Here is a 21,258-nt window from a genome sequence, read left to right as displayed (position 1 = left end):
AGCTACTTAGCCACTATTAAACGGGGGAAGAACTAGGCGATCGCATTGGTATCAACTTGGAGGAAATCCGAGAAATTAGTGCGATCGCATCTTCTTCTAAAGACTGATAATTAGAAGGGAAAGGATAACGCCCCTGTCTATCAGGCTTCAGATAAACAAAATCACAGACAGCCCGCCGGAAATTAGTCTGATTATTAATCTTTAATTGGTCTATACATACTCCCGTCAGTGTAGCCTGCTCAAAATTTGCATGGAAGGCTAAAGCATTGGACAAATTTACTTCTTCGAGGTTGGCGCGAGTTAAATTAGCATTTTCCAGGTTAGCCGACCGTAAATCTGCACCTAATAAATTAGCTGTTAATAGATTAGCTTTACACCATTTAGTTTCACTGGCGATCGCTCCCATTAATTGCGATCGGTAAAGGTTTGCGCCACTGAAATTAGCACCCCGGAGATCCGCACCTCGGAAATCTACACCCACCAAATGAGCATTAGTAAAATTTACATTTCGCAAATCAGCACCTTTAAAACTCGACCCCTGTAAATAAGCTCCAGAAAAATCAGCCTCTTTCAAATAAGCCCCATCAAACTGAGCTTGATCTCCCTCAACCTTTGGGAAACTTCCCCTTAAACAATAGGCTCCTTTTAAATCCGTATCTGTCAGGTTAGCACCACTAAAATCAACCCCTTTGAGATACATTCCTTTGAGGTTAGCATTCATCATATCTGGGTCCACTTCTGGGTAATCTTCTCGCCATTTATTCCAAACGGCAACTCCTCGTCTCAAGCAGGTTAACTGTTCCTGGTTCACCACTGTTAAGCCACTCCCCCATGTAGGTTCTACTGAATATTCAGGAATTTGAAAAGTTGCTAATTTGGACATATATACCACCCTCAATTTCTGGGATTATTTGTATTTATAAAACATATCTGAGGCGATCATATCATCAATTTTATTGATATAAAAATCAATTATAGATGGTTGGAGATATCTATAGAGATCCATATCAATCTAATTTACACCTGAGCTAAATGGTATATGTACTTAATATTTTTGTCAGTGGTGTTAAGTTATCCTCATAATCTAATTTACACACTATAGAGTGTAGCACCATAAGGGCCCGAAAAACATCTACCTTGAGAATGATGATCACCTCAGATATAATTGCTACTATCGCTGACCTTCAATTAATTGTTACAGCCATGATTATACAGTTGTTAATATAATTTAAACTCATGTTAACCATAGCACACAACCAGGTTAAACCGTAGCAGCAATAGCTAAATCAGCACCAGGTAGGGAATTGGGTAACTTTTTCCTAAAAAGTGGGACTTTTTATTGACATTGCCTAAATCGATGATTAGACTGGTGTTAAATCCAGAAAAACCATAGCAGTCTGAGGGGTGCGTCACCCTACAGGGGCTTTGGTTACCAGTGATCGCATAGCCTGTGGGTAGCAGGTACTCTCCATCGTCATTTTGTGAGGAATTTCAAGATATGGAAGCTGTTCTGATTGGTGTTATCCTACTAGGATTAATATGGCGAACCGAACCCGCTCCAGCCAAAAAACCACCGCCTCCCAAGCGATTTTATGTTGATAAAAAAATTCTCAAAAGGGTTACCACTAAAGGTAAATTCCCGGAAAACTGGGGCGACCCAGATGATGATTAGGATTTAATCACCAGTTGATTATACTCAGTGAATCATGAGTAATCAGACCAGATAAACTCTCAGATATTTTGATTTTGTTCAGGGATAAATCAGCTTGATGGCGCTGCATTAAGCATCACTAAAATTACCCATAATTATTGAGATAATTAACCCGGTTAATCAGGTATTGGGTGCATCCAAAAACCGGGTTAATGTGAAGGTATGGGTTAATTAATCATCAGAAAGTAAACTAGCTAATAATGCTTTTTGGGCGTGCATTCGGTTTTCCGCCTGGTCCCAAACCCGCGATCGCACTCCTTCAATTACCCCATCAGTAATTTCCTCATCTCGATGAGCAGGTAAACAATGGAGAACGATCGCATCATCATCAGCCTTAGCTAATAGACTTTCATTGACCTGAAAAGGCATAAATAAAGGAATACGATCATCCGCCTCACTCTCCTGACCCATACTCGCCCAAACATCAGTATATAAGACATGAGATCCCTTGGCAGCTTCAGCCGGATCATCAGTAATAATCACCTCAGTTTTACCAGCAGCGATCGCCTTAGCCTGTTCGACAATTTCGGGATTTGGGGGATACTGAGAGGGGGTAGCAATTCTAATATTCATCCCCACCATAGCACAACCCAAGAGCAGGGAATGAGCCATATTATTAGCCCCATCCCCAAAATAAGTTAAAGTCAGTCCAGCCATGCGATTAAAACATTCCTGAACCGTCATCAAATCCGCCAAAACTTGACAAGGATGCTCCCGATCTGTGAGAGCATTAATTACCGGAATTTCCGCATAACTAGCAAAAGTTTCCAAATCCTTTTGTGCAAAAGTCCGAATAGCGATCGCATCTAAATATCTACCCAATACCCGCGCCGTATCAACCAAAGGTTCCCCCCGACTCACCTGAGTAACGCTAGGATTTAAATCAATTATATGTCCCCCCAATTGATACATAGCCACCGAGAAACTGACACGGGTACGAGTCGAAGCCTTAGAAAACATCAACCCCAAAACCTTCCGTCGTTGTAGTTTCCGCATTCCCGACTTTAACTGAATTCCCAAAGATAACACCGAGTGCAATTCAGCCACAGTCAAATCAGCCAAACTCAGCAAATCTCGTCCTTTTAATGATTCCATAATTGCTCCTAATTATTTGAATATGGCGATCGCCCCATCAAGCAAATCACATCCCTGCTCAACCGTCTCAACTTTAGCCAGTTGTTCCCGCAGTTCATTTGCTCCTGGGAAACCTTTAGCATACCAAGTCATGTGTTTACGAGACTGATAAATACCACGCTGACCTTTGTACACCCAAAGTGCTTGTAAATGTTCCTTCGCACATTCTAAACGTTCAACCACTGTGGGCGCTGTCTTCATCTGGCCAGTTTTCAGGAAATAATCAATTTCCCCCACCAAAAACGGATAACCCAGAGTTCCCCGAGAACACATAACCCCATCAGCGCCAGTTTCCTGTAAACACTGAACCGCCGAGGACACCGAGACAATATCCCCATTAGCAATTACTGGAATTGATAAACTCTGCTTCACCCTAGCGATCCATTCCCAGTTAGCTTTCCCTGTATAGCCCTGAGCGCGAGTGCGTCCGTGAATAGTCAACATTTGCGCCCCCGCATCCTCCATGCGTTTGCTAAAATCTAAGATATTGATTTCGTCATCATCCCAACCCAAGCGAGTTTTGACAGTGATGGGAACTGATACAGCCTCGTTAAGCGATCGCACTATTTTCTCAGCGATTTCCGGTTGTCGTAACAGCGAAGAACCGCCGCCATTTTTAGTAATTTTATTCACCGGACAACCCATATTCACATCAATAGTATCCGCCCCTTCTTCCACAGCTTTTCGCGCCGCCTCCACCAAAAAATCCGGGCGACAATCAAATAATTGAATACTAATCGGACGTTCTCCCGGGTCAATTTCCATCAGAATTGGTAACTTCCGCACATGAATAATTTGGGAAGCGTGTACCATCTCTGTATACATCATCGAATTGGGAGCATAGCGCCTCACCAAGCGCCGAAATACCAAATCAGTCACCCCTGACAGAGGCGATTGTAACACCCTACTGTTTACCTCAAATTTGCCAATCTTTAGGGGTGAAGATAGCCGTTCTTTTAATTCAGGAGATAGGGCAGACATAGCCGGCATATAATTCAGGAAATCAAACTTTCATTATACACCAATATATAATAAACTGCCATCATTCATAAATCCTTGGGGAGTAATTTACCAGCCAGCCACAGACAACCGGGAGGGGGTTTCTGTTAGAGATGAGACCCCGTGGCTCAACCCCCACTGTTATAGTTATAGGAGTCGCCATACCAGATTACAATCTAAATTGTTACAATTATATCTCTTGTGGTTTACCATACCGCCATCATTCCCTGGAACCTCTAATTAGGAGAAATTACAGATGATTCAGATGCGTCAGCGTTCAACTCCGTGGATTCAACAAAAGTCACGTTTGATTATTGCTGGAATTGGTGCTTTTGGGGCTGCTATTACTTCGTATCTAACCATACAAGCACTACAGGAAGGACCCACTAGCTGTCCTACAGAAGGCTGTGAGAGTGTCCTAGATAGTCCCTATGCGGAAGTTTTTGGCTTACCTCTGGCTTTGTTTGGCTTTCTGGCTTATGTCTATATGATTGCTATGGCGGTTGTGCCACTATTTATTAGTTCAGAAACTCAGAAAACTTTGCGGACTAAAGTCGAAAATTACACCTGGTTACTGATGTTTGTAGGAGCCTGTTCTATGGCGATTTTCAGTAGCTATCTGATGTATATCATGGCTTTTGAAATCCAATCGATTTGCTGGTTTTGTATAGGTTCGGCGATCGCCTCTTTCAGTCTATTGGTATTAACTATCATTGGCCGTAATTGGGATGATATCGGTCAACTGGTTTTTTTAGGTGTCATTGTGGCTATGGTGACTATAATTAGCACTCTAGCTATTTATGCTCCCATTAAGAATCCATCCCTCAGTGATGGGAGTCAAAATTCTTATAATATCACCTCAGCTTCTAATCCAGATAATATCTCCCTGGCTCAACATTTAACTAATGTAGGTGCTGTGATGTATGGTGCTTACTGGTGTAATTTCTGTGAACAACAAAAACAGTTATTTGGTCAACAAGCCATCAATTATCTTACCTATATTGAATGCGACCCCGGTGGAGAAAATCCGCAACCGGATGTGTGTCAAGCTAAGGGTATTCCCGGATATCCAGCTTGGGAAATTAACGGTGAATTACATCCGGGGTTAATCTCTTTAGAACGTTTAGCACAATTAAGTGGTTACACTGGTTCCCGGAATTTTGGTAATTCCTAAAAAAAGCAGCTTTTTCGGGTGTGTCAGAATAGGTCAATCCCCATCATCACCCGATTCTTAAAAACTGACGCACCGATAACTACCATCAATGACATTTAGTAGGGTGCGTCAGAATAGGTCAATCCTAATCATTACCCAATTCTTAAAAACTGACGCACCGATAACTACCATCAATGACATTTAGTAGGGTGCGTCAGAATAGGTCAATCCTAATCATTACCCAATTCTTAAAAACTGACGCACCGATAACTACCATCAATGACATTTAGTAGGGTGCGTCAGAATAGGTCAATCCTAATCATTACCCAATTCTTAAAAACTGACGCACCGATAACTACCATCAATGACATTTAGTAGGGTGCGTCAGAATAGGTCAATCCTAATCATTACCCAATTCTTAAAAACTGACGCACCGATAACTACCATCAATGACATTTAGTAGGGTGCGTCAGAATAGGTGAATCCTAATCATTACCCAATTCTTAAAAACTGACGCACCGATAACTACCATCAATGACATTTAGTAGGGTGCGTCAGAATAGGTCAATCCTAATCATTACCCAATTCTTAAAAACTGACGCACCGATAACTACCATCAATGACATTTAGTAGGGTGCGTCAGAATAGGTCAATCCTAATCATTACCCAATTCTTAAAAACTGACGCACCGATAACTACCATCAATGACATTTAGTAGGGTGCGTCAGAATAGGTCAATCCTAATCATTACCCAATTCTTAAAAACTGACGCACCGATAACTACCATCAATGACATTTAGTAGGGTGCGTCAGAATAGGTCAATCCTAATCATTACCCAATTCTTAAAAACTGACGCACCGATAACTACCATCAATGACATTTAGTAGGGTGCGTCAGAATAGGTCAATCCTAATCATTACCCAATTCTTAAAAACTGACGCACCGATAACTACCATCAATGACATTTAGTAGGGTGCGTCAGAATAGTTCAATCCTAATCATTACCCAATTCTTAAAAACTGACGCACCGATAACTACCATCAATGACATTTAGTAGGGTGCGTCAGAATAGGTCAATCCTAATCATTACCCAATTCTTAAAAACTGACGCACCGATAACTACCATCAATGACATTTAGTAGGGTGCGTCAGAATAGTTCAATCCTAATCATTACCCAATTCTTAAAAACTGACGCACCGATAACTACCATCAATGACATTTAGTAGGGTGCGTCAGAATAGGTCAATCCTAATCATTACCCGATTCTTAAAAACTGACGCACCGATAACCTGGGTTTAAAAACTGACGCACCGATAACTACCATCAATGACATTTAGTAGGGTGCGTCAGAATAGTTCAATCCTAATCATTACCCGATTCTTAAAAACTGACGCACCGATAACCTGGGTCTACCATATAACCCCTAAATCCCAATTATCACCGGATGGTTAAAAACTGACGCACCTATAACCCTGGGTCTACAATAGAACCCATAAATAAAATGGTGCGGGTTTGATTATCGCGAATAGCCAGAAAAAATGGACGATTTACCACCATTGAAAATGGTTCAGGTATGGAGGGGGTACTTTCGGTAAATACGGTAACTGAAGTTACCGCCGCCGCTTCGGTTCCCTCCTCGTTAACCTCTACAAAAGTCTTATGTTTAACCTCAGAGATGCGTACATTATTATCTGGAGTCAGATTAGAAAAATCAGCTTGATTAGGGTCAAAAGCTATATCCATCCCCATGGATTTCAAACTATCGTTTAAACCGACTTCATACTCAAGTTGAAAACGGGGTAGTTGGATAGAACCTGGTCGCGATCGCATTTGCTTAATCCATTCTTCCCACTGGGTAGCATTCAACTGGGTATAAAAGCGATCGAGGCTGACATTTTCGCGGGGAAGAAATACATATAAACTAAATCTAGCATCATCAGCGTAGGGAAGGCTAATGCCTTGAAAATCGGAGTTTTCCAGATACAGATAATTGCCAAATTGAAACATGAGGGGATGGAGTTTTGTGCTACCATCAATCAGGGTAAAAGGCTGTTCTTGGGTGAGTTCTTTGTCAAATGGTTCCGACCACATACCCTTAAAATATATGGCATTAATTAGATACAGAATAGTTTGATTAGGGATAGTTTCGACAATCTGAGTAATTTTGCCATTAGTTTCCTGTTTAACCCAATCATTAATTTGGGATGGGGTATCAGGACTACTAAAATCAACTGCTGTGAGTTTAGCCTGATAAAACTGATTGATCCGGTCGAGAAAATCGGGTAAGAAAAAAGCCGACTGATGCAACCAAAGAGAATTAGCAATATTAATTTGCACATCTTCATCAAGGGCTGAAATTGACTGATTGAGAGCCAAATTAGCCTGATTTAGTTCTGCTAAACTGATATCCTGAACTTGCAACGTTTGAGCGATCGCCTCTTTAGTAGTTCCCGCCGCCCCATTATAGGTCATAGCCAGAGCATTAGTAATACTCGCCGGAGAAATAAAAATATTTTCCTGATTTTGATGCTGATAAACACGAGAAAACAGCCGAAACGCAAAACCCGTGTAAGCCGCCACTACTTGGTCATTCATAGCCATATTTTCGGTAGTTTGAGGTGCGGGTAAATCCGATATTAAATGGGAATCTGGGATTTGATCAATAGCCCAACCACTGACTGCTACCATAACAGCCGTGGCGATTAATAATCCCATGTATTGGCAATAATTAGCCCATAATTTTTTCATAAAAATCCGTAAGTTATCGCCTCCAAATATAGTATATTTCAGCTATTCGGATTGTATATGGTTGGCGGATCAACTCCAACCTGAGACCCAGCCAGGCAGCAGTTAGAGCCCCAGGAGAGGTGGGTAATATTATATGGTATCATAGCCGCCCAATATTCAACTAATTTAACCTTCCTAGAGCCAGTAAATAATGGTTATTTGTTAACCGAAATTGCCCAAGGGGGATAATTGATGCTATAATGTGGTTATAATTGTGGCATAGTTCCCCTATCAATGGGAAATGTTATAAATTACCGACAGTTTTATGGCCATTAGTCTCCTAGCTAAGATTGAAGCAATTTTGTACCTGAAAGGTCAAGCCTTGTCCTTGTCCGAGATTGTACAATTAGCTCAATGCGATCGCCCCCAAGCAGAAGAAGCCATAATTCAACTAATGTCAGATTATGCCCACCGGGATACGGCCTTAGAAATTGTGGAAACCAAGAAAGGTTACAGCCTGCAACTGCGCCAAGCCTACGGGGAACTAATGCACACCCTAGTACCACCAGAATTAGGTGTGGGGGCTTTACGGACTTTGGCAGCGATCGCCCTTAATGGTGGCATTACCCAAACCGATCTGGTAGAATTACGAGGTAGTGGTGCTTATCAGCACGTTCAGGAACTGGTAGAATTAGAATTCGTCACCAAACGACGACAACCCCAAGCCCGTTCCTATTGGTTACAGGTCAGCAAAAAATTCCATCAATACTTTCAACTAGACCAACTTCCCCAGCAACTGTCGCTAAATTTAAAGACAAATTTGCCAGAAGATAGCACAGCATCTAGTTAAATCGACTAAACTGGAATTAAAGTAGAACTAAAGTAGAGCAGACACTAACAAGTCACCTCATGGTTTTTAACTCCGACTTTCATTCGTCTAATGACCAAGAAATCTCTGAGAACCCCCTGTTGCACTATCTACAACATCAACATCCCGATGTTTTAGCCCACGTTGCTCAATCAGCCAGTCCAGAGATCAAAGAAATAATTTCCCGCAATGTCCAAGGTCTGGTAGGCGTTTTACCCTCAGATGACTTCGACGTACAAATCACAACCAATAGAGACAACCTGGCTGGCTTACTAGCTTCAGCCATGATGACCGGGTATTTTCTCCGTCAGATGGAGCAGCGTATGCACCTAGAGGAAAATATTTCCAGCACCCCGTCTTCCCGTTCCCAATCAACTAAACCAGAACGGGATTAACCGGATTAACCGGATTAAGGGGTAATAGTAATTTACCTCAAAGTCAGTCAACCCCTGACAAAGCGGAGTCTGGAGCCGCAGCCATCTGCACTTTAATGGTTTCGGTTTTTCCCAGACGGTCAATCTCAATTTCCAACTCTTGTCCCACCAGGGTAAATTGGATTTGCTCTTGGACTTGGGTGGGAGTGATAACCGGGCTGCCGGCGACTCGATTAATGATATCTCCCCGTTGAATACCAGCATTAGCAGCGGGAGAGCCTTCGACCACCCGAACCACTAACACTCCCCTATCCTTAGTCAGTTTAAGATTGAGTTGCTGATCGATCTCCTCCTTAATGGTGGGGTTAAGGGCAACCATTTTCACCCCTAGGAAGGAATGGTCTGCTCTCCCGTGGTCAAATAATTGATTAGCAATTCGCAGGGCGGTTTCAATAGGGATAGCAAAGCCCAAACCTTGAGCATTAGAACGAATAGCGGTATTAATGCCAATAACTTGACCCCGATCATTTAACAGGGGACCTCCTGAGTTACCAGGGTTAATAGCAGCATCAGTTTGAATAAAGCGCACCCGTTTATTAGGGATACCGACCTGAGAACTCGATCGCCCAATGGCACTAATAATTCCCACAGTTACGGTATTATCCAAACCGAGGGGATTACCAATAGCGATCGCCCACTGACCGGGAATCAACCCCTCAGAAACACCAATAGGAGCTGTAGGTAAATCCTGGGCTTCAATTTTGACCACAGCAATATCAGTTAAGTCATCAACCCCCCTCACCTGACCTTGAAACACGCGACCATCGTTAAGAGTGACACGGACTATATTAGCCCCATCGACCACATGAGCGTTAGTAATCAGACGACCATCAGAACTGATAATAAATCCCGAACCTGTTCCCCGCTGTAACCGTTCATGCTCCTGGGGAATGCGATCGCCAAAAAACCGCTTAAACAGGGGATGATTCAAAGCATCTGGTAAATTTTTAGAAGCAGTCCGCACAGCATCAATACGAATCACCGAATGTCCCACCTTTTGGACAGCTTCAGCGATAAAATTGGAGTTATTGCGTGCAGCAATAGGACTCTGACGGTAGTAGGGTGGCGTTTCCGGGGACACTTCTCGAACCACGGGGACGGCGGGAGAATTAGTCACCAGATGATTAGCATATAAATAGCGACCACCGATTAAACCAGTACCGCCCCCGATCGAAAGTAGGGCCAGATACACGGTTAACTGCCTAAAAGATAAATCCATGTTTAAATATTCCGACCGGATCGATATCTCTAAATCAAATGAACCCCAGCGATGAAGCTAAGTTCCTTGCCTCAATTTTAGCAATTGTATCCGAGCCTCGGCTATATTAAAGCCAATATTGCCCTGCTGTAACTAATTAACGAAGTTAATACGGACTGAATATGATCTGCAAGTCAGCCTTGATCTCTGTTATCTTCCTAGGTGCGATCGCCCCTGTGGGACTAGCTAACGTATTTTCCCAGGAAGCCCGAGAAGTTTGTCCAACTCCGGCTTTATCCCGTCTGCAACGTCATCGTGTCGCCCCAGGCGAAACCCTAGCAACCATTGCGCGACAGTACAATTTAATTCCTGCTACCCTCATGGGTATGAATCCCAGTTTACGTGATGGTGTAGTCTCCGTCGGACAAGAGATCCTGATTCCCCCCTACAATGGCATTCAGATAGAAGTAGAACCCGGTCAGACCTGGGTGGATGTAGCGCGTGCCCATAATACCAGAGCCGATGTAATTTTTGAAGTCAATGGCTGTCAAGCTGAACCCAGGGTAGTATTTATTCCCGGAGTCAACTGGGCACCTGCGCCGCCAGTTACTCCCTCCCCTAACCTGTTATCTGGCTATCCATTACCAATTATGGCTGAGGTACTGTTGCGCTATGGGTGGCAGTTAGACCCGGTTAGTGGTCAAGTAGTATTTCATGGAGGTATTGATTTATCCGCACCCACCGGAACTCCTGTTTTAGCTGTGGGTAAAGGTGTGGTAGCTTTTGCTGGATATCGAGAGGGCTATGGTAATCTGGTGGTAGTTAATCACGCCCAGGGAAAACAAACCCGCTACGCTCACCTTTTGGAAACTGTGGTTGACACCGGACAGCAAGTAGCATTAGGGGAAACTTTAGGATTAGTGGGTCAGACCGGCCGACCAAGTAGCGATCGCCCCCACCTCCATTTTGAAGTCCGCTATAACTCCAATTTAGGATGGGTTGCCGAAGACCCTAGTTCTTACTTAGATATCCAAGAAGCAGACAGTCATTACAACCGCCGAGTTCGCCGACAATAGGCTGGCTAAATTTAACTTTCATCAACCCCCTCGACTCCCTCCTGTACCTCTAAATGTAGCGCTGCGACCACCGGAACCAAAACCACCTCGTCTCACACCACCAACAGAGGGACTCCTACCTCCACGAGTGGTATTAGTGATACCTGCACTAGAGGGAACAGCACGAGGGCTTGAATTGAAGGTACGATAGTAATAGTAGCGACCCCCGCGATGTTTATAATAGGGACCATAATGGTAGCCTACGGGGTAGGAACCATCGGTAATTGGTTCACATAGATTAGCTTCACCCCATTGTTGATGGCAGTCCTGAAGATTTCTATATACTTCTCGTCTTTTGTGGTAAGAAGCGCAGGCTTCCAGACCGACTGATGCTATCAGGACTAGGGTGATAACTGCTGTTCTTTTGTATCTGCGAAACTTAATTTTATCCATGATGAGACTCAGAAATTTGGCTTTGACATACTCCTGGCGCGAAATCTGAACAGACTATCTATAATCAGGGCTATTTCTTTCTCTAGGATAACCAATGATCTGTGCCAGACAAAATTATGAGTCAACTTTTAACTTTCTTTTTAGATTTTCTGGTAGTCTTCTGATGTTGAGAAGGTGGTGTTGCTGCTTGTAAAGTTGGCATGGCGATGGTAACTGTAGTACCTTGGTCGTGTCCGGCGCTGTCAAGTTGAATACCGCCACCCATCATTTCCATTAGACGACGAGCGATCGCTAATCCTAAACCCACCCCTCCCGACTCCCTAGTGGTGGAACCATCGACCATCACGAAGGGCTGAAATAGTTGGCTTTGCTTTTCTCGGATTACCCCAATTCCTGTATCGACAATAGTTACAATTACCTGTTCAGATGCTTTGATAATCTGACTGGAATTAGAATTAGAAGCGATCGCATTCCCCGCCGCATTTGGGAAGCGCTCAAGTTGGCTAGTAATCGTGATACTACCAGCTTGGGTGAACTTGACCGCATTATTAATAATATTGAGAAAAACCTGTTTAAGTTTATCTCGGTCTGCTTGTACTTCCAGAGGTTCAGCGGATAACACTAAGTTTAAATCTAAACCTTTCTGCTGAATATCCAGAGTTTGTAAGGCGATCGCCTCTTGGAGAATCACCCCCAAATCCGTCGGTTCCAAAAACAAAGATAGTTGACCTTCCTCAATCAAGGCAATATCTAAGATATCATTAACAATGTCAAATAAATGCAGAGCCGAGTCATTAGCCATCTGCAAATATTCCATTTCCTCATCGCGATCGTCACAGAAGCCATCCTGAATTAAATTCAGAGAATTAATAATGCCATTAAGCGGTGTTCTCAACTCATGGGATATAACCCGCAAAAATTCATCTTTAAGCTGGTTAGCCACCCGCGCCTCCTTAGTCGCAAAAGCCAAGGCTTGAGCCCGAGACTGCAAACGATCCACCATAGTCCGCAAAGCCTGAGCTAACTGCTCAACTTCCCGGATTTTCAGATTTTTAGGAACCTCTACATGGGATTCAATGCTGTTAACTTGTAGCGCATAATCTCGGAGTTTTTCTAAAGGACGTGCCAAATCCCTAGACAGGTATAATGCTGCACTAATAATCGCTATAATCAAACTCATAATTAGCACAACTAAAACCGAATTAATATCCTTTAATCCATAGAGAGCATCATCCAAACTAGCCACCGCCAAGATGACCCACTTACTATCATCATTCTTGGGAAAAACCGGACTGTCAATAGCATGATATCCCGCCAATAATTCTTCCCCATTTTGTTGAAAAGAAAACAAATGAATAAAATTAGTGCGACCCGCCAACGCACTACGCAGTAAACTATCCAACCTCTGAGAATCAGCGTGATCCCTAATATTTAATCCCACCGACTGCGGATTAGGATGAGCCACAATAGTTCCCGTGTCATCTAAAATTACAGTAGAACCTGTTAAAGATTTCGGGGTTTGCTCACCTCTGAGGAAAGAATAAGACTCCAGACTTAATCCATAACGGAGTCGATTAACTTCTCCATCAGCAATATAAACCGGAGCCATAGAGATTAAACTGAGTTGATTATTTTGGCGGCGAGGTAAAACTTGCCTCGTTTCTGGAGTATCTGACCCACTATCATCGATATTTTCAGGAAAAAAGCCGTTGTCAACCTCTGCAGTTCCCACATTAATAATATGAGCTTCTGACTGACTGACAGTCCAGTTCTCAGATTGAGTAGCAGACCATAAATTTTGGGGAAATTGAACCTGCGCCGCCAGACCACAGGTACTAGCAACTATCTCATTCGTTTCCAGATTAGTCATTTGCAGACAGTTGACCTCAAAAGGTAATTCCGAGACCACCTCTTCAAGAAAACCTTGAAAATTATCCTCTTCTCCAGACTGCAAAACGGAACTGTGAGCCACTAAAATCAAACTGGATCTCAAGGACTTCGCCCATTCATCAATACCCGCAGCTTTTTTAACTGCACTTTCAGTTAAGTTCAGACGAGCCGTTTCTAGTAAAGCTGAACGAGCTTTGCGATAGGTCACATATTGTCCAACCAACAACACCGGAAGGCTTAACAGTAAAATCCGGGATAGCAGAAGACGGCGAAATGAGGATTGACCGCGTTTAGGCATAATTCACATCTAACAGAGGTGCTATGGCTCAGGGCTGCCCAATTCTCATAGTAGCGCGAACCCTGGAGTTATGAATCACTTGACAAATCATCGGGTTCTGATTTGGGGCTGAAACTGTGACTCAAAACGGAGGTACAAGCGCCGTCCTTTTCTTGGGAACTTCCCGCGAGCACTCCTCGACTACCTGCTGGACTACCTATAAGCGATGTTACCTCATGCCAGGGAGACAGACCCAATCAGCCAATCTGCTACAATCAGCAACAGAGTGCGAGACGTTCAGGTGCGTGCATAGGGCTGAGATGCTCGAAATAACTACCTGGTGGGGATTTCAACCCCTTGGTTGGATATAAGGAGTGCACTCCTGACCGTCCCCATAACTGTTTATATGTACCGACGTTTTGTATCATCCGATACGAAAAATAGTCAGGGAATCCAAGGTCAACATACTTTGAAATAAAATTTAACATTTTGTTACAACGTTGAGGATGACGGCGATAGCCACCCCCAATTTCAGGAGTCACGACCCGTCAGATTGAAGCGGGGAACGCAAGGCGTGAGGTGGAACCCACTCCCAAGACTCCGACCACTGCCAACCATCTATGATTAGGCGTGAGCCGAATGTCTGACTTGAACCATCGTAATGATTGGGTAGCGAAATAAGTTGATGCGCTGCGCTCAAAAAGAGCAAGGGGAAAAGTAGGAATTTTCTGTTGTTACCTACACAGACCTTTAAAATTACCCCGGTGGAAAGGGCAAATCTAAAGATGGAAGGCCAATATAAACGGAACGTTTTAAGTCCTCTTGGATTCTGAGAATATTGGTCGATATCTCAGTAGTGATAAGTGTAAGCGCAAGGTGCGAGACGTTCGGGTATGAAATAGGGCTGAAATGCCCTAAAGCACTAGCCGGTGAGGATTCCAGCCCCGAGTTTGGATATAAGGAAACCTCTCCTGACCATCCTCATAACTGTTTATATGTCCCGACGCTTAGGGAACTAAGCAAGGCAGGGAACTCAAGGTCATAAACGAACTGAGAAATCAGGGAGTAGAGAGTAACGGCGATAGCCACCCCCAGTTTTGGAAATCATAACTCGACAGACTAAAGCGGGGAACGGAAGGCGTAGGTCGGAACCCACCTCCTACTCGACCACTGCCAACCATCTATGATTAAGGAGACTGAATGTCCGGCTTGAACCATCGTAATACACTAGCAGCGAAATAGGTTGACACGCTGCGCCCAAAAGGGCAAGGGGAAAAGTAGGGGGTTCTTGCGACTACCTACACAGACCTTTAACAGTACCCCGGTTCTGAGGACAAATCTAACGATGGAATGCCCATATAAACGGAACGTTGTAACCCCTCTAATGCTCTGCCTATAAACAAGTGAGTAATGCTATTGACAAGGCAGTAGTGAAAAATGTAAGCGCATGGTTAGAGGGTGAAGGATGTGACCAGAAGCTAAAGCCCAATTGTCATGGTTGGGATATGCCCAATTGTCACGGTGTGGATATAGATACTGCGATTATTAGGAGTATAGTGGCGAGAACGAGTTCAAAGACTACGTGCTGCATAAAGCTCTGAACATTGAAGCACGAAAGCAGGGGAGGGGGTAGTAACCCTGTTCCGATGACAAAAGGGTATCCACATCAGGAGCCGTGTGATGGGAAACTATCAAGCACGGTTTTGAATGGGAGTTCGCGAAGGTGACTTCACTCTCGACCCCTAACTCCTAGAGGATGTGAGATGTAGCCAGAAGCCAATGCCCAACTGTAATGATTGGGATATGCGTGCGAGACGTTCAGGTATGAAATAGGGCTGAGATGCCCGAAATAACTACCTGGTGGGGACTTCAGCCCCTAGTCGCTGGATATAAGAGGTTAATCTCTGACCATCCCTATAACTGTTTATATGTCCCAACGTTTGGAATTCAACCTTCCAAACAAGGCAGGGAACCCAAGGTCATAAACGAAGTGTCTAGTGGGAGTCGTGAACCGATTGAGCATAGAGTAAAGGGCAACGGCGATCGCCATCAGCCAAAATTCTGACTGTTTCCAGTATGGAATTGACAAAAAATTAGGTGTGTTCATCATCAATTTTTTCCCAAATATTACTATAGTTAAATAGTGGGGCTATTATCTATCAAAGATATAGATGCCTCCGTTGGCAATAATAGCCTAGGTAGATTATAACCGGAGGAGGGAGTCCTATAGCGATCGCCTTGAGAATATCATTTATCAACATATAACTATATTGCCTCGAGTCTCAAATACTAAATATCATCATGATGTTCTGATAATGTTGATTTTTGTGAACCCAATCAAAAATAGATAGTCTTTTCAGATAACATATCTTACAATTAGTCAACTATAGTAATTTATCGGTGACTTATTCATGATTGACATTAGTATATTACCGCCGACTCCAGCAGTCACTAATCTAGTCCCGGTTCTACTCGCTCAACAAAATACAGTTCCACAACTAGATATTACCTACGATACAGTAGAACCAAACCCAGGAATATTGATCGGCTATTTAATTGGCTATTTAGTGTTTAGTTTTTTGTCCTGGAAAATTTATCAAAGATGTCGAGTGGACAATGCTTGGTTTGCTTGGATTCCTATTTTAGGAACCTATATAAATTTTGTGGCTGGGGATGAAGATAACCCGATTTTATGGACGATTTTGATGTTCATTCCCTGCATCAATATCATTGCCGTAATTTGGTTAATCAAAGCCTGGATTAGAATTTGCAAAAAACTAGAAAAAACTCCCTGGTTAATACTTTTGTGGATAGTTCCTGTGGTAGGAACCTTAGTTTTCTACTCCTATCTCGCTTTTGGTTAAGTTAATGTGGGAATCCAAATCATGCTAAAACTCAAGCACAGAAAAACGATATTTTGGTTTTTGATTGCCTTATTAGCTGGAAGTTCAATAGCCGTGTATTCCCAGTCAGAGATTAATTTTTTTGTGAAAACTTTTGAACTGGTGTTATTTCAGCAATTAGCAACGGTGGTAATTTACCTAACCTGTTTTGGGGTGGATTTGCTAAAAAGTCGTTAATTGATGGGGAATTGTAATGGTAGGTAAAACACTAAAATCGCCTGATTTGCTTTCTCGACAACAACGACAAAAACGGATGTTGGGTTTAGCGATCGCCTTAATACCTATTATCGGTAGTATAGGGTTTAACCTAGGTGTTCATATGGAGTTTTTAAGATGTCCCCTGATGCGATATGTGGGGGTTCCTTGTCCAGCCTGGGGGTTAACTAGATCCTTAATGGCTACAGCCAGAGGTGACTTAAATCAGGCGATCGCCTACCACTTATTCGGTCCCCTAATTTTCTTATGTTTTGTGATTGCTATTATTCATTTAATTTGGGAAATTATCAAAAATCGAAAATTAGATATTTTTTATATTCACTGGTTGACTAATCCCCGGGTACAAATTTTGAGTTTTCTGATTCTACTGGGCTATCACAGTGTACGATTGCAACATTTGTGGCAAATTGGTAAACTGTATCCATCTTTCCTCAACTCCCCTCTAGGACGCTTGCTCCTTAGCTAAATCTCAGATAGTATCTGAAGGCTATGATCATTAAAAATTTGCCAAGATTCCCGAATTGAGTTATTATCCATGGTCGGTGTTGCTAACTGAGGAGGATCATGAAAACTCGGTGGAGGATTTTACCCCTAGAGGCGATCGCTTGTTTAGACAAATCCCTAGGGTTGACTATAAATTATAAAATACTCCGAAAAATTACTTATTTTGTAAGCGTTTTGGTCTTGACATTTTCCTTAACTGTCGCTGGTCACAGCCCAGCCTTCGGGCAATTTTTCGTATCTCCCGTCTCAATTACCGATCAACAGAATCAAACCTTTTTGTGGAATGTCAACCGTGCTTATAGCTGTGGTGCTAGTTGGTGTAGCAGAGTTTATTTAGGCGGCCACGGTGGGCGGGGAGGATTAATCCTCGGTGCGCGACGGAGTTTAGAACAAGATGACCGCGCCACTGCCTTAACCTTAGAAAGACGTGCAAAATTAGTACAGGAATCCTTTAATCGAGGTCTCCGTAATATTATTAGCAGAAATCAAGAATTACCACAAACATATCATCCCGAAAATTGGCAGTTTTGGCGGTTGTTTAATCCAGATAAACCTCTACATCCATTGACCCCGCAATTAAATATAGGAATTCAGAATAACGAAACGGTAATTTATACTCAACCAAATCATGATTTACGCATCCCTCAAATTGTAGTAATCACCGTCAATAATCATGATGCCATTGTTAATGGTATAACAGTTGAAGAATTAGCACCAGTTTGGCGAGACCAAATCACGCAGTATGCTAGTGAAGCCTTATGGGGGCGAGAATTTGATGCTCAATATCCTTTAGGAAGAATCACCATCACCTTGATTATTGTAGCATTTATTTTCCTATGTCTGAGGCTAATTTCGGGGTTACGAAAATTACTAACACAACGACGCAATCTAATTAAAAGCCAATTGCAAAATCTGGTGAATGAAGCTAAAGTTAACCCCGAAACCTTATCAGGAGAAACTCTTTCTGATACTGTAGTTCAACCGAATGAAGACATCAGTGATGATGCCGATAAAGTTAAGAATGTCAACAGTAATGGCCAAGGCTATAGTTCAGGTTATCTGCATCAGAAAATTAATCAGAAAATTAATCAAATCCCTAAACTGATCGCCAGGAGGTTAAATAGTCAAGTATCACTTCAGCAAGGCAAAAACTTAGTAGAATTATTGCGGAGATTTCTGCTGATAGCGGAATTATTAGTGATTTTATTAGGTATCAGTTTAATTTGTTTCGTATTTCGGCAAACTCGTCCTTTAATTATTATGTTTGCCTATCAAGCAATTCTGCTCCCTAGTCTTTGGGTTGGTATTACCTTAATTGATAAACTGTTAGATTTTTTCATTGATGATACCTTAAATGGTTGGGCTCAAGAACAACAAGAATCCCATCCTAACTTGAATCGTTACACTATGAGAGTTAGCACCTATTCTCCGGCTCTCAAAGGTGGTAAAAGTTGGCTTTTCTCCGGTCTTGGTATTTATTTCACTGTGGTAATTATTGGCATCAATACGGCGTTCCTAGCCGGTGCGGGAGCCTTCGCTTTATTAACAGCTTTTCTATCTCGTAATTTAATAGAAAATATGTTAAATGGCATTTTAATTTTGCTCACAGACCGTTATGCTGTAGGTGATGTCGTCCAAATTGGCAATTTAGCCGGAGCCGTAGAAAGCATGAATTTGTATTGCACTAATCTCCGCAATTTAGATGGTCAATTAATAACTATTCCCCATGGTCAAGTTGCCACAGTTATTAATAATACTAAAGACTGGTCACGGGTGAACCTCGGCTTAAAAATTGCCTGGGATGCTGACATCAGAAAGGCTATGGAAATTATTCTTAAAGTCTGTCAAAAGATGCAAAATGAGGCGGAATGGTCTGACAAGATTTTAGAACCTGTTGATATTCTGGGGGTTGATGATATTTCCCATGAGGGAATTGTGATCCGGTTTCTAGTTAAAACTATACCCAGCCAACAATGGGCGGCAGCACGAACCCTGCGGTTCAGACTCAAACAAGCCCTAGATGAAGCAGAAATTACCCTAGGGGTTCCCCAGCGTTTCGTATGGTATCATCAACATGATCATCAAACTTCTAGGGATTTTAAGAATTTGCTCAAACCCTGATTGTTAGTTAAATTTTATGTACTCTAATCAACCTGATATTGGTTATGTTCCAACTCCTCAAGATTTGTTAGAGGATGTTCTCCGTTGGGTGAAAGTTGGTGCTGATGATGTTGTATATGACCTAGGTTGTGGAGATGGACGGGTAGCGATCGCCGCCGCCGAAAAATTTGGGGCGCGGGGAGTTGGTATTGATATTGATCCCGATCGCATTAAGGAAGCCACAGAAAATGCCAAAATAGCCGCCGTTAGCGATCGCGTCATCTTCCGCCAAGCCAACCTGTTTAACAGCAATTTTCAGGAAGCCACAGTTATCTTTATTTATCTGTTACCTCAGCTTAACCTACGTTTAAAACCCCAATTACTCGAACAACTCAAGCCGGGAACCCGCATTGTCTCCCGGGACTTTGATATGGGAGAATGGACTCCCGACGCTGTACTGCATTTAACCCACCCCGAAGAGGAATGCACATTCTATTTTTGGAGTATCCCCAGTCCGGTAAAATAATAAATGTTATTTAGATTCGTAAAAACCAGAAGGTGAAATGGGAACAATGTTAGTTTCTGGCTGGTTATTCATGGCCAGGTTATTCCACACAGCGATCGGCAACCACAAAAACGTCAGATGCTATTAATATTATACCATGAAAATTGCGATTCTATCCCAAGATAGTTCCCTTTACTCTACTCGGAGACTGAAAGAATCAGGGGAACAGCGGGGTCATGAGATGTATGTAATCGATTACCTGCGCTGCTACATGAATATTACCTCCCATAAACCCATGGTCATGTATGGGGGAAAACCCCTAGAAGGATTTGATGCCATTATTCCTCGTATTGGTGCATCTAAAACCTTTTATGGTACTGCTGTTGTCCGCCAATTTGAGATGATGGGTGTATTTACTCCCAATGAGTCTCAAGCCATTTCTCGGTCTCGTGATAAGCTGCGTTGCTTGCAATTATTAGCCCGAGAAGGCATAGGTCTTCCGGTGACTGGGTTTGCCCATTCTACTAAAGATATTGATGGTTTGATTAACGTAGTTGGTGGGGCTCCCTTAGTCATTAAACTGTTAGAAGGAACCCAGGGAATTGGTGTAGTTTTAGCTGAAACATACCAGGCGGCTAAGTCTGTAATTGAGGCATTTCGGGGACTTGATGCCAATATTTTAGTCCAGGAATTTATTAAGGAAGCTGGAGGGGCAGATTTACGCTGTTTTGTAGTTGGTGAAAGGGTAGTAGCTTCCATGAAACGCCAAGGCGCAGAAGGGGAATTTCGGTCTAATCTTCACCGGGGAGGAAGCGCCCAAAAAGTCAAATTAACCCCAGAGGAAAGATCAACCGCTGTCCGCGCTGCTAAAATTATGGGGCTGAAAGTCGCGGGGGTGGATTTATTGCGTTCCAATCATGGACCTGTGGTAATGGAAGTTAACTCCTCACCGGGACTAGAAGGAATTGAGACCGCCACCGGAGTAGATGTACCTAGGAAAATTATGGAGTTTCTGGAAAAGTATGCTGCACAAGGTAATGTGCGCGATCGCACCCAAGGTTAAAATTTCCACTCAAACTAGCCAATTTAATGATATCCTGGGGAAGTCGGTTTCTTTTGTGTATTAACA

At 42.8% G+C, this 21,258-nt stretch carries 19 protein-coding genes; 12 read left to right on the top strand and 7 right to left on the bottom strand.

The features are described from left to right. Nucleotides 1-16: 16 nt before the first annotated feature. A complete protein-coding gene (locus N39L_RS16210; RefSeq protein WP_006616972.1) occupies nucleotides 17-883 on the bottom strand; it encodes a pentapeptide repeat-containing protein in 867 nt (288 codons plus the stop codon). 615 nt (nucleotides 884-1,498) lie between these two features. On the opposite strand from N39L_RS16210, the gene N39L_RS16205 reads away from it, so the two are divergent. Continuing rightward, nucleotides 1,499-1,672 carry a hypothetical protein gene (locus N39L_RS16205; RefSeq protein WP_014275724.1) on the top strand — a complete coding sequence of 58 codons (174 nt, stop codon included), beginning with the start codon at nucleotides 1,499-1,501 and terminating at the stop codon, nucleotides 1,670-1,672. A 210-nt stretch (nucleotides 1,673-1,882) separates the two neighbouring features. Here N39L_RS16205 and argF read toward each other — a convergent pair whose 3' ends face one another. Both argF and dusB read right to left on the bottom strand, forming a co-directional pair. Further along, nucleotides 1,883-2,806 (bottom strand): ornithine carbamoyltransferase, encoded by a 924-nt coding sequence (gene argF / locus N39L_RS16200; protein ID WP_006616973.1) that lies wholly within the window; start codon nucleotides 2,804-2,806, stop codon nucleotides 1,883-1,885. 12 nt (nucleotides 2,807-2,818) lie between these two features. Beyond that, entirely contained in the window at nucleotides 2,819-3,826 is a 1,008-nt protein-coding gene (gene dusB / locus N39L_RS16195) for a tRNA dihydrouridine synthase DusB (RefSeq protein WP_035737076.1), read from the bottom strand. 274 nt (nucleotides 3,827-4,100) lie between these two features. Here dusB and N39L_RS16190 point away from each other — a divergent pair, with 274 nt between their 5' ends. Continuing rightward, nucleotides 4,101-5,018, top strand: coding sequence for a vitamin K epoxide reductase family protein (locus N39L_RS16190; protein WP_006616975.1), 918 nt, complete (start codon nucleotides 4,101-4,103; stop codon nucleotides 5,016-5,018). Between the two features lie 1,445 nt (nucleotides 5,019-6,463). Here N39L_RS16190 and N39L_RS16185 read toward each other — a convergent pair. Next, nucleotides 6,464-7,747, bottom strand: coding sequence for a serpin family protein (locus N39L_RS16185; protein WP_006617000.1), 1,284 nt, complete (start codon nucleotides 7,745-7,747; stop codon nucleotides 6,464-6,466). A gap of 304 nt (nucleotides 7,748-8,051) precedes the next feature. Here N39L_RS16185 and scpB point away from each other — a divergent pair, with 304 nt between their 5' ends. Next, nucleotides 8,052-8,576 (top strand): SMC-Scp complex subunit ScpB, encoded by a 525-nt coding sequence (scpB, locus tag N39L_RS16180; RefSeq protein WP_006617001.1) that lies wholly within the window; start codon nucleotides 8,052-8,054, stop codon nucleotides 8,574-8,576. A 59-nt stretch (nucleotides 8,577-8,635) separates the two neighbouring features. Next, entirely contained in the window at nucleotides 8,636-8,989 is a 354-nt protein-coding gene (locus N39L_RS16175) for a DUF760 domain-containing protein (protein WP_006617002.1), read from the top strand. Between the two features lie 43 nt (nucleotides 8,990-9,032). Here N39L_RS16175 and N39L_RS16170 read toward each other — a convergent pair whose 3' ends face one another. Continuing rightward, entirely contained in the window at nucleotides 9,033-10,247 is a 1,215-nt protein-coding gene (locus N39L_RS16170) for an HhoA/HhoB/HtrA family serine endopeptidase (RefSeq protein ID WP_006617003.1), read from the bottom strand. 179 nt (nucleotides 10,248-10,426) lie between these two features. Here N39L_RS16170 and N39L_RS16165 point away from each other — a divergent pair, with 179 nt between their 5' ends. Then, the gene (locus N39L_RS16165; RefSeq protein WP_231852214.1) at nucleotides 10,427-11,302 is read left to right on the top strand and encodes a LysM peptidoglycan-binding domain-containing M23 family metallopeptidase; all 876 of its coding nucleotides are present in this window, start codon (nucleotides 10,427-10,429) and stop codon (nucleotides 11,300-11,302) included. A 21-nt stretch (nucleotides 11,303-11,323) separates the two neighbouring features. On the opposite strand, the gene N39L_RS16160 is transcribed toward N39L_RS16165, so the two are convergent. Next, a complete protein-coding gene (locus N39L_RS16160) occupies nucleotides 11,324-11,734 on the bottom strand; it encodes a hypothetical protein (RefSeq protein ID WP_006617005.1) in 411 nt (136 codons plus the stop codon). A 121-nt stretch (nucleotides 11,735-11,855) separates the two neighbouring features. After that, nucleotides 11,856-13,922, bottom strand: coding sequence for a sensor histidine kinase (locus N39L_RS16155; protein ID WP_006617006.1), 2,067 nt, complete (start codon nucleotides 13,920-13,922; stop codon nucleotides 11,856-11,858). A gap of 1,819 nt (nucleotides 13,923-15,741) precedes the next feature. Here N39L_RS16155 and N39L_RS16150 point away from each other — a divergent pair. The 7 genes from N39L_RS16150 (at nucleotide 15,742) to rimK (ending at nucleotide 21,192) form a co-directional block, all read left to right on the top strand. Next, nucleotides 15,742-15,966 (top strand): hypothetical protein, encoded by a 225-nt coding sequence (locus N39L_RS16150; RefSeq protein ID WP_014275723.1) that lies wholly within the window; start codon nucleotides 15,742-15,744, stop codon nucleotides 15,964-15,966. A gap of 346 nt (nucleotides 15,967-16,312) precedes the next feature. Then, the gene (locus N39L_RS16145) at nucleotides 16,313-16,765 is read left to right on the top strand and encodes a hypothetical protein (protein WP_006617307.1); all 453 of its coding nucleotides are present in this window, start codon (nucleotides 16,313-16,315) and stop codon (nucleotides 16,763-16,765) included. Nucleotides 16,766-16,786: 21 nt separating this feature from the next. Beyond that, a complete protein-coding gene (locus N39L_RS16140; protein ID WP_006617306.1) occupies nucleotides 16,787-16,981 on the top strand; it encodes a hypothetical protein in 195 nt (64 codons plus the stop codon). Between the two features lie 16 nt (nucleotides 16,982-16,997). After that, the gene (locus N39L_RS16135; RefSeq protein ID WP_006617305.1) at nucleotides 16,998-17,486 is read left to right on the top strand and encodes a DUF2752 domain-containing protein; all 489 of its coding nucleotides are present in this window, start codon (nucleotides 16,998-17,000) and stop codon (nucleotides 17,484-17,486) included. A gap of 98 nt (nucleotides 17,487-17,584) precedes the next feature. Then, the gene (locus N39L_RS16130) at nucleotides 17,585-19,645 is read left to right on the top strand and encodes a mechanosensitive ion channel family protein (RefSeq protein ID WP_006617304.1); all 2,061 of its coding nucleotides are present in this window, start codon (nucleotides 17,585-17,587) and stop codon (nucleotides 19,643-19,645) included. A 16-nt stretch (nucleotides 19,646-19,661) separates the two neighbouring features. Next, a complete protein-coding gene (locus tag N39L_RS16125) occupies nucleotides 19,662-20,150 on the top strand; it encodes an SAM-dependent methyltransferase (RefSeq protein WP_006617303.1) in 489 nt (162 codons plus the stop codon). A 136-nt stretch (nucleotides 20,151-20,286) separates the two neighbouring features. After that, nucleotides 20,287-21,192: a 30S ribosomal protein S6--L-glutamate ligase gene (gene rimK / locus N39L_RS16120; RefSeq protein WP_006617302.1), complete on the top strand. Its 906-nt coding sequence runs from the start codon at nucleotides 20,287-20,289 to the stop codon at nucleotides 21,190-21,192. Nucleotides 21,193-21,258: the final 66 nt, after the last annotated feature.

The organism is Limnospira platensis NIES-39 (genome assembly GCF_026000695.1).
In the GTDB taxonomy this organism is placed as follows: Bacteria; Cyanobacteriota; Cyanobacteriia; order Cyanobacteriales; family Microcoleaceae; genus Limnospira; species Limnospira platensis.
The sequence above is the reverse complement of the archived record's forward strand: the minus strand, read 5'-3'. Positions and strand labels throughout refer to the sequence as shown.